At 42.5% G+C, this 16,235-nt stretch carries 11 protein-coding genes; 4 read left to right on the top strand and 7 right to left on the bottom strand.

The features are described 5' to 3' along the window. Window positions 1–233: 233 nt before the first annotated feature. The 6 genes from QUA56_RS06015 to QUA56_RS05990 form a co-directional block, all read right to left on the bottom strand. Window positions 234–6,263, bottom strand: coding sequence for an AAA family ATPase (locus tag QUA56_RS06015; RefSeq protein WP_333354556.1), 6,030 nt, complete (start codon window positions 6,261–6,263; stop codon window positions 234–236). A gap of 283 nt (window positions 6,264–6,546) precedes the next feature. Further along, window positions 6,547–6,846: a hypothetical protein gene (locus QUA56_RS06010; protein ID WP_333354553.1), complete on the bottom strand. Its 300-nt coding sequence runs from the start codon at window positions 6,844–6,846 to the stop codon at window positions 6,547–6,549. 73 nt (window positions 6,847–6,919) lie between these two features. Then, window positions 6,920–7,990, bottom strand: a complete 1,071-nt coding sequence (locus tag QUA56_RS06005; protein WP_333354551.1) for a hypothetical protein — start codon at window positions 7,988–7,990, stop codon at window positions 6,920–6,922. Between the two features lie 114 nt (window positions 7,991–8,104). Next, the gene (locus QUA56_RS06000) at window positions 8,105–9,028 is read right to left on the bottom strand and encodes a tetratricopeptide repeat protein (protein WP_333354548.1); all 924 of its coding nucleotides are present in this window, start codon (window positions 9,026–9,028) and stop codon (window positions 8,105–8,107) included. Window positions 9,029–9,184: 156 nt separating this feature from the next. Then, window positions 9,185–9,973, bottom strand: coding sequence for an SAM-dependent methyltransferase (locus QUA56_RS05995; RefSeq protein ID WP_333354545.1), 789 nt, complete (start codon window positions 9,971–9,973; stop codon window positions 9,185–9,187). Window positions 9,974–10,308: 335 nt separating this feature from the next. Continuing rightward, on the bottom strand, window positions 10,309–11,739 hold the full coding sequence (locus QUA56_RS05990; protein ID WP_333354542.1) for an AAA-like domain-containing protein: 1,431 nt from the start codon (window positions 11,737–11,739) through the stop codon (window positions 10,309–10,311). A gap of 159 nt (window positions 11,740–11,898) precedes the next feature. On the opposite strand from QUA56_RS05990, the gene QUA56_RS05985 reads away from it, so the two are divergent. The 4 genes from QUA56_RS05985 to QUA56_RS05970 all read left to right on the top strand — a co-directional run bounded on the left by QUA56_RS05985 (window position 11,899) and on the right by QUA56_RS05970 (window position 15,176). Further along, window positions 11,899–13,053 (top strand): sigma-70 family RNA polymerase sigma factor, encoded by a 1,155-nt coding sequence (locus tag QUA56_RS05985; protein ID WP_333354540.1) that lies wholly within the window; start codon window positions 11,899–11,901, stop codon window positions 13,051–13,053. A 122-nt stretch (window positions 13,054–13,175) separates the two neighbouring features. Next, complete coding sequence (locus tag QUA56_RS05980; protein ID WP_333354537.1) at window positions 13,176–13,460, top strand: hypothetical protein; 285 nt, start codon at window positions 13,176–13,178, stop codon at window positions 13,458–13,460. 453 nt (window positions 13,461–13,913) lie between these two features. After that, a complete protein-coding gene (locus tag QUA56_RS05975) occupies window positions 13,914–14,345 on the top strand; it encodes a hypothetical protein (protein WP_333354535.1) in 432 nt (143 codons plus the stop codon). A gap of 219 nt (window positions 14,346–14,564) precedes the next feature. Beyond that, window positions 14,565–15,176, top strand: a complete 612-nt coding sequence (locus QUA56_RS05970; RefSeq protein WP_333354532.1) for a hypothetical protein — start codon at window positions 14,565–14,567, stop codon at window positions 15,174–15,176. A gap of 492 nt (window positions 15,177–15,668) precedes the next feature. Here QUA56_RS05970 and QUA56_RS05965 read toward each other — a convergent pair whose 3' ends face one another. Continuing rightward, on the bottom strand, window positions 15,669–16,232 hold the full coding sequence (locus QUA56_RS05965) for a DUF7638 domain-containing protein (protein ID WP_333354530.1): 564 nt from the start codon (window positions 16,230–16,232) through the stop codon (window positions 15,669–15,671). Window positions 16,233–16,235: the final 3 nt, after the last annotated feature.

Below are 16,235 nucleotides of genomic sequence, written 5' to 3'. Positions count from 1 at the left end.
AAAAAAATCCTGATTGCGGTCTTGAGTGATTGTGATTGCGGTCTCCTACATATAGCCAGTAAATATTAGAAAATTAGGTCGGCTTTTATGGAACACAGAGCATCACACAGGGATATTTTTCCGAAAAACTATTTAGGCAATTACATGAAAAAGGTTGACAACTGATAACTAGACTGAAGAAAAACATGAAAACCAGCTAAGATCGAACGCACGTTATTTAAGTGTGCAACAGCTTAAAGATGCTGCTCAACCCAATTACTGTTAAATATCAATTCATAAATACGGTTATGGGATCTGAGAGAACCCTGCTGCTCGATCGCTAACCCCGATAAGAGCAATTCCCTTTCTTCTGGGCTATCAACTGCCACAACCTCTCTTTGGTGTAAAATTTGCCTGTAAAGCTCTAGTAGCTTACTAGCTGGCTGTTCGCTGTGAAGGATGCGATCGCGAATTGTCTTCAAATGTTCTGGCTCATCCTGCGCTTCCCAATTTTCTATCACATTTGTCCGCACTAAATTCTCAATCCACTCGGCTTCACCGTCGCTAGGAATAGGGGATGAATAGTTGCGGATCAGCTTACAAATCTTTTGGGTTAGAAAAGGCTGTCCATTTGTCCAGAATAAGACTTCTCTAAGCACTATTTGAGGATTAGTAACTTTTTCTGTCAATCCTTGAAGCAGAGGTTGAGCTTCATGCAGTTGAAAGCCCTTTAGTTGAATGGCTTGACCAATGTTAAAGGGTGTTCTTTGGGAGTTAGTTATCAAATCTGAAGGGGTAGCAACTCCAAACAGTGCAAAAGTTAAACGCTGATACGCTGGATTAATACCCCGTTGATTGTAGCAGGAGCGAATTAAAGCAAAAAAGTCATTAACAGAAAAACTCAAGGCCAGTATGTTATCAATTTCATCCAAAAAAATCACCAGTTTTTTCGGCGGATAATTATTCTCCTCTCCAACCTCAATCAGCAAAACTTCTTCAATAAATCGGCTTAAGCGTTGAAGGGGAGAAATATCGAGACGCTCGTTCCACCAAGTTTTGAGATTAACTTTTCCTAACAAGTCAAAGCTCTGCCATAATTCCACAGCTAATCCCTTATACCATTGATCGGGGGTGATATTTTCGCTGCCGATGCGCGTCATGTCGATCGCCCCACAGGAAAAACCCTCTCGCTGAAGCTGGTGTATCATGCTAACCATCAAGCTTGACTTACCCATCTGACGCGGATTGAGGATGTAACAAAACTCCCCTCGTTTTAAGGCTTTGTAAAGGTCGCGGTCTGCGGAACGCACCACATAAGTGGGAGCATCAATTGGCAAACTTCCCCCAACTTGATAATCATAAGTCGAAGTTTCTTCCGTACTTCTGAGCAGAGCATTTTCTACTTTAAGAATTTCCAACTGAATGCGCTCAGCTTCTGCTTGTTTGCGTTGTGTGATGTCTTGAAAAGCAGCTATGGCATAAACTATTTCACCCTTTTCATTAAAAATAGGAGTAGCTGAAGCTTCCAAGGGGATAACCTTATTTCCTTGGTGAATTGTCATATCATCAATAGTCGTGTTTTCACCTTTCAATGCCCGCCAAATCGGCTGCTGTTCAATTGGATACAACTGCTCTGTTCCCGCCTGATAGACTTGATAAACTTCAGCTAATTGAGCAGATGTAACTTTGGGTACGATTCCCTTACCTAGTATCTGTTGTGCAGCTTGATTTGCATAGTAGGGTTTACCATTAGCATCAGTTACAAACACGCCCACTGGCACGGCTTCCAGAAATTGAGCGAGTCTTTTCTCACTTTCACGCAATGCTATATAAAGTTGGGCATTTTGAATAGAAATAGCTGCCTGAGAGGAGAGAAGTTTTAAGACTTCCAATCGGTCAGGAGTAAAAGCCCCAACACTGAGATTATTTTCTAAATAAAGCAGACCAATCAGTTGGCTTTGATGGATAATGGGAGTACATAAGATGGACTTGGGTTGGTTTTTAATGATATAAGTATCTGTGGTAAATATTCCCTCACTGGTCGCATCTGTAGAAACCACATTCTCTCTGGTTCTTGCTACATAATTGATTACAGATATAGGTAACTGCTGGCTGGCTTCGAGTGGGGTAGATTGACATACAATCACTTCATCTCGATCTACATCTCCTTGGGCTTCTATAATGAGTTTACCTTCTTTTTGCAGCAATATGAGAAAGCCTGTTTGAGCGCCTGCATTCTCAATCAAGATTTTCATTAACTTTGCCAGCAAGTTTTCCAGTTCGATTTCACTGGAAATAGTCTGTGAGGCTTTGAGGACGCTGTTAAAATCTAAGACACCAGATGTAGTTTGACCAGAGTCAGTGGTTGAGAGGTTTAAGCGGTTTTGATAGGTATCTGTTGAGGTGTTGGCTAAAAATTGCGGGTATCGCGCTTCCAAATCTTTTACTTTAGCTACAGCCCCCCAGCGCTGATAAGCATAGTGGGCATCTTGCAGGTAGTGACGGGCAACATGATTTTGGTTTCTGGCTAAATAAAACCTGCCTGCTAGTTCGTAGGCGAGGGCTTCTTCGCTGAGATATTCGTTTTCGCGGGCTAAGATGATGGCTTTATCGTAATATTCTCTGGCATCTTTATCGTTGCCTAATACGCGGGCACGTTCCGCTTCTACTAGATAGAATTTGTGAAGGTAATTCATGGGAGCGTGCTTCGCCCATAGTTCCATCTTTTCCTGGTTAGCAGTAATCTTTTCCAGGATGCACTTTTGTTCTGTCTCTGAAGCATCAATAAACAAGGCTAGCCGGGTTAATGAATTATAAAAATAGTGTAGGGGAATAAACCCCCCACTAGCATTATCTGAATATTCTTCTGTCTTGAGAGCATTCTCAAAAGTCTGCTGGTTATCATAAAATAGATATGAAAGTATCAGTTTGTGAAAGTAGACTATAAAAATTGCGCTTTTGTCCTCTGCATCAATATGCTTGGGCAGCATTTTTTTTTCATCGTATACGTCCCCGCTTAAACAAGATGGTTTTTTTGTTCGTCCCATCAAGTTCAGAAAAACCTGCCAAAATATTTGATGCCAGCGAAGATATCCTTCTTGATTGATTTGAGCTATAGCATGACCATATTTTGCTGCTTCTTTTTCAATATAAGACAATTCCTTACCCAAAAAATATAATTGCGTAATGTAGGTATAGGCTGACGCAGCTGCAAATTCAAAATCCCCAGTTTCCAGCCCATGTTGATATGCTTCTTCTAAAGGTAATAAGATTTCCTTTAGGTGTTCTTTCCACGTCCTTATGTGGAAACTGACTACAGATAATATCTTGGCTTTTAAATTTTTGCTGTTAAACTGTTCTAACAGATATAAAGCAACTTTACCAAGCTGATATCCCTGCTCAATATCTCCCAAAGTGTTACACAGTAAAGCACCATAAGTTGCATACCCAAAAGCTGACTCATTAGTATTGCCATATTTAATCGATAGATTGACTTGTTTCAGCACAATTAGTGGAAACAAGTAAGGGTTAGCTATATAGCTAGTGACTGTTATCAGCACTAAGATCCGCACAGATGCCAAGATAACCATATCTGTCATTCTTGGCAGACAGATTAAATCCTCAACTGGTTTTTCTACTAATATTGACTGTGTTTCCTGCAATGCGAGCATAGTATCTGCCTCGCTTGGTCGTTCAGGAAAGGTTATTCCTAATAGCTTTAGCACATTGAGCGCGGTTTTTACAGCTTCCAGTGGTTGGTTTCGGGCATAATAGGCTTGTAGTTTGACTTCATAAACTTTCACTCTGTCTAGCAGGGTCTTGGTTTGTTGTATAACTATCTCAGTTAAACGCTCCATTTCGTCAAAGTTGCCGCTGAGATATGCTGCTTTAGATGCTTCTTCATATAAACGCACAGTCAAATTATACTGGTGGAGCCAGCTATCATGCCCCAACAGTGTAATACCAACTTGTAGGTAGTTGAAAGCTGATTGATATGCTGCCGAAGCTTGTGCTTTCTCCCCTACCCGTAGATTTAATTGAGCTAACTCATCTCGCTCAATTTGTTTGTAAAGCAACGCCTGACCTCGGTTCAACTGGTTAACAATGCCAAATAGCTTCCGATCGAATTCTTCTGACGGTGTATTTTGCAACAGTAGTTGTCCCAGATGCAGATGCACTGCCTGTTTATCTGCTTCGGGAATGAGTAAATAGACTGCTTGCTGGATTCGGTCATGGGCGAACTTGTATTCTGTCTTCAACTGTTCGGACAGACCTGCCACATCTAGTTCCATCAACTTGTAGGAATCACTCAGTGGTAAGATTAAGCCTTCTGCGATCGCAGACCAAAGATGCGTTGCTGTTTCTCGTGGCGCTCTCTCATAAACGATCGCCAACTGCTCCAAGTCAAAATGGTTTCCAATACAAGCTGCTAACTTCAACACCGCTTGTGTTTGTGGCAGGAGCTTTTGCACCTTAGCCACCATCAACCCTACCACGTTATCTGTGATTTGTTGCGGTTGAATCTGTCCTAAATCCCATTGCCAAGAACCTGCTTCATAATTAAAAATGATTAATGCTTCAGCATACAGAAATTTTAAAAATTCACCGATAAAAAAAGGATTACCACCTGTCTTGGTCAGCACCAACTCAGCTAACGATTTTGCGGTTGCTGGTTCGCAGTGAAAGATATCGTTAATTAACTCTGTGATGTGTGGCAAGTCTAAAGGCGACAGCGAAATTTGATTAATGGTTACTTTTTTCTCGATCTCATCTAGCGTCAACATTAAGGGATGAACTGCACTAACTTCGTTATCCCGATAGGCTCCAATCAAAAATAGATATTTACTATCTGTCCCTGTCATTAACAGTTCGATTAATTTCAATGAAGCTCCATCTGCCCATTGCAAGTCGTCCAAGAAAAGCACCAGTGGATGTTCTTGGCGGGTAAATACTTTAATGAAGTTTTGAAAGACTAGGTTAAAGCGGTTTTTTGCTTCTGTTGGTGGTAGTTCAGGTACAGTAGGTTGCGAACCAATAATCAGTTCCACTTCAGGAATAACTTCAATGATTACCTGTCCATTAAAACCAAAAGCTGCCAGAAGTTTTTCTCGCCAAGTGGCGCTTGCTGCCTCACTTTCTGTTAGCAGTTGTAGTACCAATGATCGAAATGCTTGAATGAGAGAGGCGTAGGGAATATTGCGTTGAAATTGGTCAAATTTACCGGAGATAAAGTAACCGCGCTTCCGGGTAATTGGCTTATAGACTTCCTGCACTAAGGCTGACTTGCCAATACCGGAATACCCAGACACCAGCATCATTTCACTGGTTTCCTGACTTACACGCTCGAAAGCAGCTAACAATGTGTCAATTTCCTGTTCTCGCCCATACAGCTTTTGCGGAATTTGGAACTTGTCAGAAACATCCTGCTGACCAAGTGGAAAGGGATCGATCTTTCCTTTAGCCTGCCACTGTCGCAGACATTCTTCTAAGTCTGCTTTCAGTCCATGCGCCGATTGGTAACGGTCTTCAGCGTTTTTGGACATCAACTTCAGCACTATCTGAGAGAGAACTGGCGGAATGTCTGGCTTGTGTTCGTGCAGTGGCGCTGGTTGTCTAGCAATATGACAATGCACTAATTCCAGTGCATCTTGTGTAGGGAAGGGTAATTGACCAGTCAGTAACTCGTAGAAAGTCACGCCCAGCGAGTAAAAATCTGTCCGATAATCAATAGCTCGATTCATTCTTCCAGTCTGTTCGGGGGAGATATACGCCAGCGTTCCTTCCAATAAATTCGGATTGCGAAAAGTTGAGTTTTCTCGCGAAAGCGCTGTAGAGATCCCAAAGTCAATTAGTTTGACTTGTCTGGTTATCGGATTGAAGACAATGTTTGATAAATTGATATCTTTGTGGATAATATACCGTTGATGAATCTGACCTAAAATATCGGTAACTTCAATACCTAGAGTCAGAAAGTCAGTCAAAGCCAACTTTCCAGCTAACTTCAACCGATCGAGAGACTCACCCCCGAAGTCTTCTAGTATCATCAACCAGCGGTTGTGGTCGCTTTCCAAGCTGTAAGCATCTACTACGCCCACTAAGTCAAAGCTGCGGGTGACTTCATATTCCCGCTTAAACCAAGCAATTTTTTCTGGTGGGGGATAGACTTGTTTCAGTATTTTGAGAATAACAGGTTGCTTACCTTCTGACCGACTACCCCGGTAGACCAACGAGTTAGCACTTTCATACAAGTTTTCAGTAGTTTGGTAGCTGGAAAAGTTAATCATTTTAGCTTACTCTATATTTGTTTCAATCAGGCAAATCCTACATTGCTAATAAAACATTAGCTGTAACATATATTAATTTTTACCCTATCGCTTTCTAATAAAAAACCCTGAGCGATCAGGGTCACAGTATAATTAACTGCTCAAATTGACGCCTTGTACAACCAACTATTCAAGAACCAGCACACAAGTTAATGATTTTGTCTGAAAATATAAACCCAGACAGAAGTAGAGAAAAACTCTGTTGTTTAACTTGCCACTTATTACATACAACCTGTAACTATTTTCAGGTGTGCTGGTGTAGGATTTGTTGTGTTGGTTGTTCGGGGGGAGCTGGATCGGGGGGAGCTGGAGGGAGGGGATCTGGATCGGGTAAGGGGTCTGGATTGGGTTCAAAAAAAGTTATTTGAAAAAGCTCCTCAGAAAAGAGAGCAGCAACTTGAACTCTATCCCCGCTTTTGAGCGCAATTCTGTCGGCTTCAGATAATCCCGCCCCATCTGTTACTGCCTCGCGGTTATTCACAAAAGCCCTTTGTTTTTGAGTGTCAGTGACTAATTCGATCAACAAATCTAACAAGTTACTCAATTATTACCTCCTTTTTTAAGTTCTTTAAAATCTGATTCATGGAATGTATAAAAAGCCTGTGTAGTTTGAGAGACTAAGGCTTTAGAAAGTTCAGCTCCTCATCATTCAGACCAAGCCATGATAGGTCGTTTTTCTCTAGGTATATTAACTTGCCTGTTGATGAGTCAGCTTCCTCATTAACCGAATTACACCTTGCTTTTTGGGCATATTTCCGTGCTTGGTCGTACTGAACTTCAAGGGTAGCCAAAGCAGCAAGCATATAGAGAGCAAAACTATCCGTGCTGCGCTCCAATTCTTGACGAGCTATACTGATTTTAATCCTAGCAGCTTCGTTTAACCCTTTCTGGCGAACTGTAGCCACAGCAATACCGTACAGGACAAATCTCTTTTCCGCTTCCTGCTGCAATCCTTGGGTATATTTTGCAATCGCCTCTTCATATTCCCCGTTATGTTGGTACAGCAAGCCCATCTGAAAATTATTCTGCGGAATTACTCTGGGGTCCAAGAGTCTAGCTCGATCCATATATTGTCGTGCCGTTTCAAAATTCTTAAATCCGCTAAATTCAACTATATAGGCGTAGGCATAAGCCCAGGCATACCTTTCTTTAGTCTGAGCAATGGCTGTCTCTAAGCTTTTCTGAGCCAATTTCCAATACTCAGCTGCTTTTTGAGGGTTTTTGTTCAAGAGCGCAAGTTGGCAATAGGTAACACCTAAGTGAGCGTGTGCCCAAGCATACTCACCTCCATTTAGCTCGATAGCTTTCTGGAAGTTCTTTATAGCATTATCCTTTGGTTCGTCCACTTGATCGGGTTTGCTGCGAGCCATTTGAAAACGGTAGGTCTCACCTAGCTGGGCGTATACCCAAGGATACCCTTCTGTTTTTTTAACGACCACTTGGAAATCGTTTATGGCTTCATCCAAGTTCCCAAGCTGGCGAAGGGTTAAGCCCCGATGGGCAATCGCCCAGATAAAGTTAGGAGAATTTGAAGGAGCTAGAGCTACAGCTCTATCAAAATTCTCACAAGCATCCTGTAAATTAATGCTTGGCTGACCCTGAGTATTGCCTGCCAGTAGGCGAAAAGTCTCACCGTTGTGAGCTGCTATCCAAGCATCTATGGGGGTGTTTTGTCTGGTCTGTGTCATTTGATAACTACTTTCGTAATGTAATAATGTGTATCTTTTCAATTAGACGTGAGTTTGACTTTCGCTGATATAGCTTAAGGGTTAGCATCCACTTTGATTATGAATTTCATAATTTTAGACTATTTTCATAGAATCGACTAAGCTTTGAAAGCGTGGGTCAGGGTAAATATCTAGCCAAACTCGGTCGTGATTTGCTGTATCGGCGCGGTAGTTATCGAGTGAGATAGCTTCTTGTAAATAGCTTAAAGCTCGATCTACCTCGCCTTTGAGAGCAGCAAAACCACCTAGACCATAGAGGACAACACTACGCGCTTCTGTATTAGCCGCCGATAGTAATGTGACACAAGCTTCTTCAATTTGTGGCTGAGTCTCGGCTATCCCTTTCCAGCAAGTCTTGGCACTAACAAGACCATACAAGGCAAAGTAATCATCCGGGTTTTCCTTCAATCCTTGCTCGTAGTATTCAATCGCTTCAGCATATCGTTCTAGAAAGCTCAGGAGCAATCCACGCTCACTACGCCAATGGGGGATGATGGTTTCGTCAAGCGCGATCGCTCTATCAAAATCTTCCAACCCTTCTTTATAGAACCTCATCATTTCATAGGTTCGACCCCGGTGGGCAATTGCCCAAGCGTAGCAAGGTTTCTGTTCAACAGCTCGATTTAGGTCACTTAGGGCTTCCTCACAGTATCTCATGTACTCATAGGTTACGCCTCGGTGCGCGATCGCCCAATTATAATCAGGGTTCAGTTCAATAGCGCGGTTGAAATCTGCTAAAGCCTCCTCATAGCGTTTCAACAGATAATAAGTTTCACCCCGGTGTGCGATCGCCCAAGCATAGTCAGGCTCCAATTCGATCGATCGATTAAAATCGTCTAAAGCTGCTTCAAAATTTCCCGTCAGCCGATGGTTTTCACCCCGATGAGCCAGAGCCTTCGCGTTGTCAGGGTTCTGTTCGAGCGATCGGTTGATGTCAGTTAAAGTTTCGCGATCGCGCAACGTGCCGGATGGCATATCGCTACAGCGTACAGGAGCCATATCTCTCTCCATTACATAGGTTTTTTGTCTTTAGTTTCAGAGTATAAAGTGAGATTACCACATTTTTTCTCGTTTAACACAGACTTTAATAAAACTACACTTTTTGTTCGCCAGATTAAAAGTGTACTTTTTACTACATTCTCTTGGCAAAATACCTTAAGTTTCCTTAACAAAAGACATACCCAACCGCGCCATCATTTCACTGTTTGCAGGTGCAGGCGCTTGAGGCGGAACATAAAGTGTCGAAACTAGAGTAACACGAGTCTGAGCCAGTTTGGACAGAGGAATATGCTGGATAACTGGCTCGCAAACCGGGTAATAAACCGCTGCTTCGTAAACAATTACTTCGTGGTCAGAACCGTAGTGTGTTTCTAACACTTCAGCTAACACATTTAGACCGCGCAATTGAATCTCTTCCTGATAAAAACCCAGATTGCCAATCATCGCAATCTGCCACAAAATTAAAGCACTGGTGGGGTCAAATTTACGCCCCCGAATCAGAAAGTCAGTGGCTTCAAAACTTTGACATCCGCTGCGCCCTGGGTCAAGACCCAAGTCAGCAAATAAGCAATCTTCCGCTGAAATTCCTGGCAACATTTGCGCTCTAAAACCTTCACGGCGCGCCTGTTTAATCGCTTCATGGGTGGGGTAAGCGAAAACACCGGGATGACCGTAAAAAACTGCACAAACATTCAACCCCTGACGAACTTCAATCAAAATGCGATCGACCATCTCCCGGTATGTATCTCTGCGCCGCTGATTGTTGGTATTGTAAGGCAAGGCTTCTGCCGTGACATTGAGTGTTTGCAGCCATTTTCCCGTAACTGGGTCAGCTACGGCGAACAGAACCTTGTCGGCTTGCTCAATCCACGCCTTTGCTGCTAAGGTCAGATGACCGACTAATTGAATCCCCGTACCAACAACTGTTAAAGAACCAGCCTTCAAATGCAACCTCCTCGAAGCTCTCGCAAAATATGGTTTAGTTATGGTATAGCCTTTCTCAGGTAGATGAGGTATGAGTATTAATTGGTAATGGGAGTTGATGGCGGTGCTTACCTCACTTATAGCGGTTCTCAGAAAGATGAGGTACGTAGTTGGGCTTCAGCCCAATAAGTCTGGGTGGTTATGTAAGCTGTCAGTGATACCTCATCTTTTTGAGAAAGGCTATAAGCACAATTAAGAGGGCTAAAGCCCAACTACGTACCTCACTTATTTGAGAACCGCTATACCTTAGTATTTTATTCCCAAATCCCAAATTCGGCCAATTTTGGCTCACATTCCTAATAAAAATTCTGAAAGTATTGTTGATACAACTGACAACTTAGCGTTGCTTTATTTTCATTTAACTTAATCAGCCCTATGCTGCTTAACTTGTAAGCCAGGATGGGTTCTAATGGTACAGGTTCAGTGGCCCTCAGAACAGTACCAAAAGCGATCGCTAATTCCTGCTGTTCTTGCAAGGTTACTTGATGGCGCTGCAAGTGACTCGAATAAATCCCCGTAGATGTAGGGGAACTTTGCAGCAGTTGCGCCACCGTTACATCCCCGCGACTGAGGTGATAGATTGCCAAATGCACCAGTGCGGGATGCCCCCCTACCATCTCCATCAGAAGTTTTGCCTCCTCCTCGCCCGTCCAATTGAGTCCGTGCCGTTTGGCTAATTCCAGTACCTCATCTAAACTGAAGTTGTTTAACTGAATCGGTAGCCCCACATTAAAAGGCGATTGCTTGAGCTGAAGGGGAACATAAATTTCCGTAGAATGAACCACAATTAGGCGCAGTTTCTGCCATACAGGCAGTCTTTTGGCTTCTTCATACCACGATCGCAACAGGGGAAAAAAATCCTTCGCTATTTGAGGATGTTCAAAAATCAGGTTCACCTCATCCAAAGCTAGAACGAGAGGAGAATCTATTGGTTCTAGCAAATAGTTTCGCAAATAGAGAGTGCTGCTGATTTTGCCGCCAATGTCTTCATCCCAATAGTCATCTAGTTTCGGTTCTTTGTCAAGCTGACGGGCGATGTTGGCACACAACCAGCGCAAAAACCGATTCACATCACTCAAAATGGTTTGGTCAACTTGCTGTAGGTTTAGGTTAACCGTGCGATAGCCCAAGCGATTGGCATAGTCCAGAACTCTCAGCATTAGCGAGGTTTTGCCCATTTCTTGAGGAGCTTTAATCCGCATCAAGGCTCCTGGTTTACTGATTTCTGTATAAACTTGCTTCTCAATAGGAGAGCGTTCAATGTAAAACGGGGAGTCGAGAGAGACGGCTCCACTAGGAAAGCTAGGAGACATATCCTGCAAGACACTGGTAAAAAAGTTTACAGGATATTGCTTGGGTAACGTTTTCTCCGCTGTTGCCCAGACCTCAATATACGACTCTAGCAGTGCCCGACAGTTTTTTTTAGTAACCCGCTCGCCGGTAATCTCGGAGAGTCGTCGGAACAACTCCGGCGCGACGACATTAGTCAAGTAACCGGGGCTGTAGCCCGCTTCTTCGGCAACTAGGTTATAGGTTTTATACTCCCAGATGCCTTGCATAATCAGAGTTTCTGCGGAATTTAGGGGAGAATTTTGGCTCTCGATCAGTTTGCGGTTAATGACTTCAAGGACAGAATTCAGGTTCATGGAGGCGATCGCTTTTTTTTCTCCGTAGATTAGGTTAACCGGCAATTTTAATACGGATCTCTCAGTAAGTAAGTATATCACAATACATACTCCACTGATGAGATTTTTAATGAGATTTTTAATGAGATTTGAGTGAGATTACTTATGAGATTTATAGGTTGTTAGGCTTAATATTAATAGCTAATGTAGCTTTATAAGCCAGTTACAAACTAGCTTTTAAGCCTGTAATAGATTAATTTCATGGAATTAAATTCTCAAGTATCTACTATTTCAAAACAGTGCGATATCGCCTTAGATATACAGTCATTTTATTGGCAGCAATGGCAACAGTATCGAGATTATCTTTATCGTTGCTGCATTAAGTGGATGGGCAACCCAACCGATGCTGAAGATGCGCTCAGTCGGGCGATGCTCAAAGCGTTGGAAAAGGTGCAAAAGTATGCGGGCAAAATCGTCAACTTTAAGGCTTGGCTCACTCAATTGACTCGTAATCTTTGCGTGGATATTTATCGAGAACGCAGTCGGAGCGCGAATAGGGTTGAGGATATAGAAGTATATGCCTCTGGTGACGAGCAAGGGCTGGTTCTCCAGAACGAGACACCTGAAAGTGTTTTGGAGATGGACGAGAAAAAGATTGTAATTCGCCGCGCTATTGATGAGTTACCGACCAAAATGCGCGAGACATTTATCCTGCATTTTTATGAGGAATTGTCTCATCAAGAGATAGCCGAAAAGCAAGAGATTTCCTACCAGAATGTCTGCAAGCGCATCTCCCAAGCGCGAGCAATTTTGGTAAAGCAGTTGCGGGGATATTTTATCGAGGAGGAAAAGACAAAAACGGAATTGGCGGTGACACCGGCGGTAACGGAGCCGACAATTGAGGAAATGTCTGAGGGGAATGCGGGAGTTGAAGCGATCGCAGATGAGACGGTGACGTTATTTGTTGCGGTAGAGCAAGTGGAGAGTGTTGTGGGTGAGGAATCGCCGGTGGTAGCGGTATCTGTGCAGCAGTCTGAGTCGAATTCTGTTGCGGCGACTGCTGAGGGGAAATTAGAAGTAAAGAGAGATTGTTGTCGGTGTATTGAGGTGGTGCTGTGTGAAAGGCAGTCTGCACCGATTTTGGCTTTTGCACAATTTGATAAAGAAACCGAACGTTGGGGGAATGTCTGTCTGGCGGTGCAGAGGATGCAAGAAGAGTCAGAGGTGGAGAAAGGATGGGGAGAATTTGTGCGATCGTCCCGATCTCCTCCTTTGTATGGTTTTCCCTATTTTCAATCCTTTGTCAAGAATCTGTCGGAGATAAGGATGCAGTTATCTGGATCGAGTTTAAGGATGAGGGGGCGATCGCACTTATTTTTTGATTCAAGAAAGGCGATCGGGGTTGGTAGAGTCTAAGTCCGGGAGGGGACGAAAAGCTTATCATGCTTGAGGCTAGTTTCATTGGGTGCATCAAGTTAGGAAAAAAAACCTCTAACTTGAAAAATTCAGAAATTGATTAATGGAACCGTCCTTAAGATTTGAAAGCCCCAAAAGGCATTTTTGTAGGAATAAGAAACTTAAAGAAAGAGAACATCATGACCCTTTATCTTACACAAAAAATGAGTTCTGGTTCCCTGGAAGCAATTACCTATTACCGAAAGCAAACAAATGAGCATCCGAGCCATACGGAAACGAGTAAATTTACCCAAGATGCCAAAAATAACTATGCAACGTTTAATCATATTCCCGTAGCTAACGTTACAGAAGGCGCTTTTAAAAGTGGTCCGGGCATACCTACAGGCAGAAAAACATACGAAATATAGTGCACTCGCACCTCTTTTTAATTGAGAGAATGCGAGTTCCTTCCTTCTCGTTGAGATTGAGAAGTAAAGTGCGATCGCACTTATTAGAGTTTGAGGATGAAGAGGTGAGCGCGTCTCTGATTTGTGAAAAGCGATCGCTTTTTAGTTGAGTTTGAGACGAAGTGGAACGAACGATCCTCTTTTTTGTAGAAAGTAATTGTTTCCAAGGGTATATCAAGTTATAGCGGTTCTCAAATAAGTGAGGTACGTAGTCGATGCTCTAGCCCTCTTACTTGTGCTTATGTAACTTGCGTGAGGTAAGCACCGCCATCAACTCCCATTACCAATTAATACTCATACCTCATCTACCTGAGAAAGGCTATAATTTTTTTATCTAACTTAAAAAATTCAGACATCGGTTACTGAAATCGTCTTGCATACAGAACCGGACAGATGATTACCTAAGAGGGAAATATGGCTAATATAGTATTAGCATCAAATGACCAGTTAGCCCAAAATTTAGCAGGTTGGCTAATCACTAACTTAAATTTTACAAAAGGGCCACCTATCAATTCATTAAAAGATCGAGAGGAATTAGCAATAATAGCACACGATATAGAATTGGCATCTGGGAAAGACTTTATCAAAAAATTGTCAAAGTATGATTTCCCAATGACTCAATTCAAGGTTTTCCTATTCACCTGTTCCGCCGCAGGCTACGATTTTTCTGAAGAGTTGATTATACCTGCTGAAAGAATAGCGAATGGGCTAAACCGCGTAGTTCATGCGTCAACTAAGGTGGTGTCCCGACAATGGGACTCACAAGGTTTGTTCGTTAAGGGCAACTTTATAGAGGTCAAGCCAAATATAGATATAACATTACTGTTTTCACAACTGACACTCTAATGTACGCGATCGCTTGATGGTTTCATAGGATACATTGAGTCAAGTAAAAAGCCTTTAAGTCAAAAAACTCAGAAGATGTCTTTAGCAACTCTCTCTAAATTAGACAGGTAAATAGGAGTCATAAAATATAATTTGTGACCTCAAAACATTAATTGATTATATTCTAAAGTGCCTCATTACCAAAATGAAAAAATCACAGAAATCATTAGGAGAACGCAGATGGCTAACTTCAGTATTAATATCGCAATCAGCCAAGAGAATGTTACAACACTTAAACAACAAGGTTTTAAGCTGTTCGGCTTCAAGGCCGTAAACGTTTCGGTTCAGGGTGGATCATCTGTTATTTGGTTTGAGACAAACCAGTATCTGGCATCTACTGACGTGAAGAGTGAGGAGAAATACCAAGCGTATATTTCACAAGATACCCAAATCAGTCCACAAACCCCGATCCAAGAATCCAATTCTGCTGATATCGAGCTGGGGCAAAGGATGACGATCTCTACAACTGGTTCCCTAAATGTCACAAAAGACAGACCAACTAATGCTGTCTCGGTCGTGGCCGACACATGGGTGTCGTGGACGACGGGTCTTAATCAATTAGTGGACGGAGTGCCGAAACCTCTATGCGCGGTTCCTATTCTGTCAGGTTTTCTGGATCAGTTCGTGCCTATAAAGAAGGTTCTATTGATGTTGGCCACCAGACCTTTCGTTTCTGGTACTGTGATTGTACAAGCATTTAGCCCTGGCATATTGATTGACTTAACTGGTGTAGGCAGCCGAAAAATCTCATTTGATATAGGTATAGGCTGGGGATCTACCGAGCAAACATGAGTGAAGCCTGTTCCTGTTAATGCCAATCTCACTCCGCTACTAATTGGTAATATCTAAAAACCATTCAATCAATGGGAGCATCCCATTTTTGCTTTCATATCATGGACGGTTGCATCAGAATAATATATTTCGATGATATAGCGCGCTCGCGTCGTCCATAGCGAACGGCCTTATCGCTCGCGAGACGCTCGCACTCCTAAAAAACGGCTTTTTACCAAATTGGGATGCTCCCCAATCAATGGATAACTGAAAGGCTCAACCCTTATCCCTAGCCCCTTCTCCTGAAGAAGAAGGCAGCGTGGATTAATTGTCTAGAGCAAATAATCTATCATATAGCAATCTTAAATGATTTGCTTGCATTATACGCGAGCTTTCTGGCTTGCACTGCAAGGATTCTGGTCTCGATCGAGAGAGGCGGCTGATGCGAGGATTGCTATATACACTATAATATTTCCTGTTCGTCGGGCTTCCCAGAAGAAGAGCGATCTTATTTCAATTTAATCGTCCCAGGAGCCCTTCATAATCCCTCTTAAAACTTTCTAGAATTTCCCGGGATATTTCTGTGTTTTCGATACACATTCTGATAGCGGAATCTTTACAATCCATATCACCAAGAACATAAATTCTCAGATGTTTTGGAATAGCATTGTAAGCTGCTCGCAACCTACTTTTATTTTTTTTTGTTGGGAATGTTAGGAATCTAGCAAAGGCTTCAACACAAGTCTCTGCAACTGTTTGCTTGCCCTGAAGCAGAGCGATCGTATCTTCTACTTCTTTAACAAACTCATCAATCTCTTTATAAAACTCTAAAGTCGAATTTCCGTAGTATAAATGGTGACAGCTTATCCTCGCACCCTTCGGAACTTCGGTAACAACCCATCCCTCAGCAACTTTGGTTTTGAATTCCTCAAAGTTAACCAATCCCCAACAATCGATCGTACCGTCCTCAAAAACTCCGATGATGGTTTCATAGTAGTTCCAGTTGTGTATAAATGCCGACAACCCTTGACCTCGAATTATTTCTCCATTTGCACCGTTTCTATATATTTTAAGCATTTC

It is taken from the genome of Microcoleus sp. N3A4, from assembly GCF_036701805.1.
In the GTDB taxonomy this organism is placed as follows: Bacteria; Cyanobacteriota; Cyanobacteriia; order Cyanobacteriales; family Microcoleaceae; genus Microcoleus.
The sequence above is the reverse complement of the archived record's forward strand: the minus strand, read 5'-3'. Positions and strand labels throughout refer to the sequence as shown.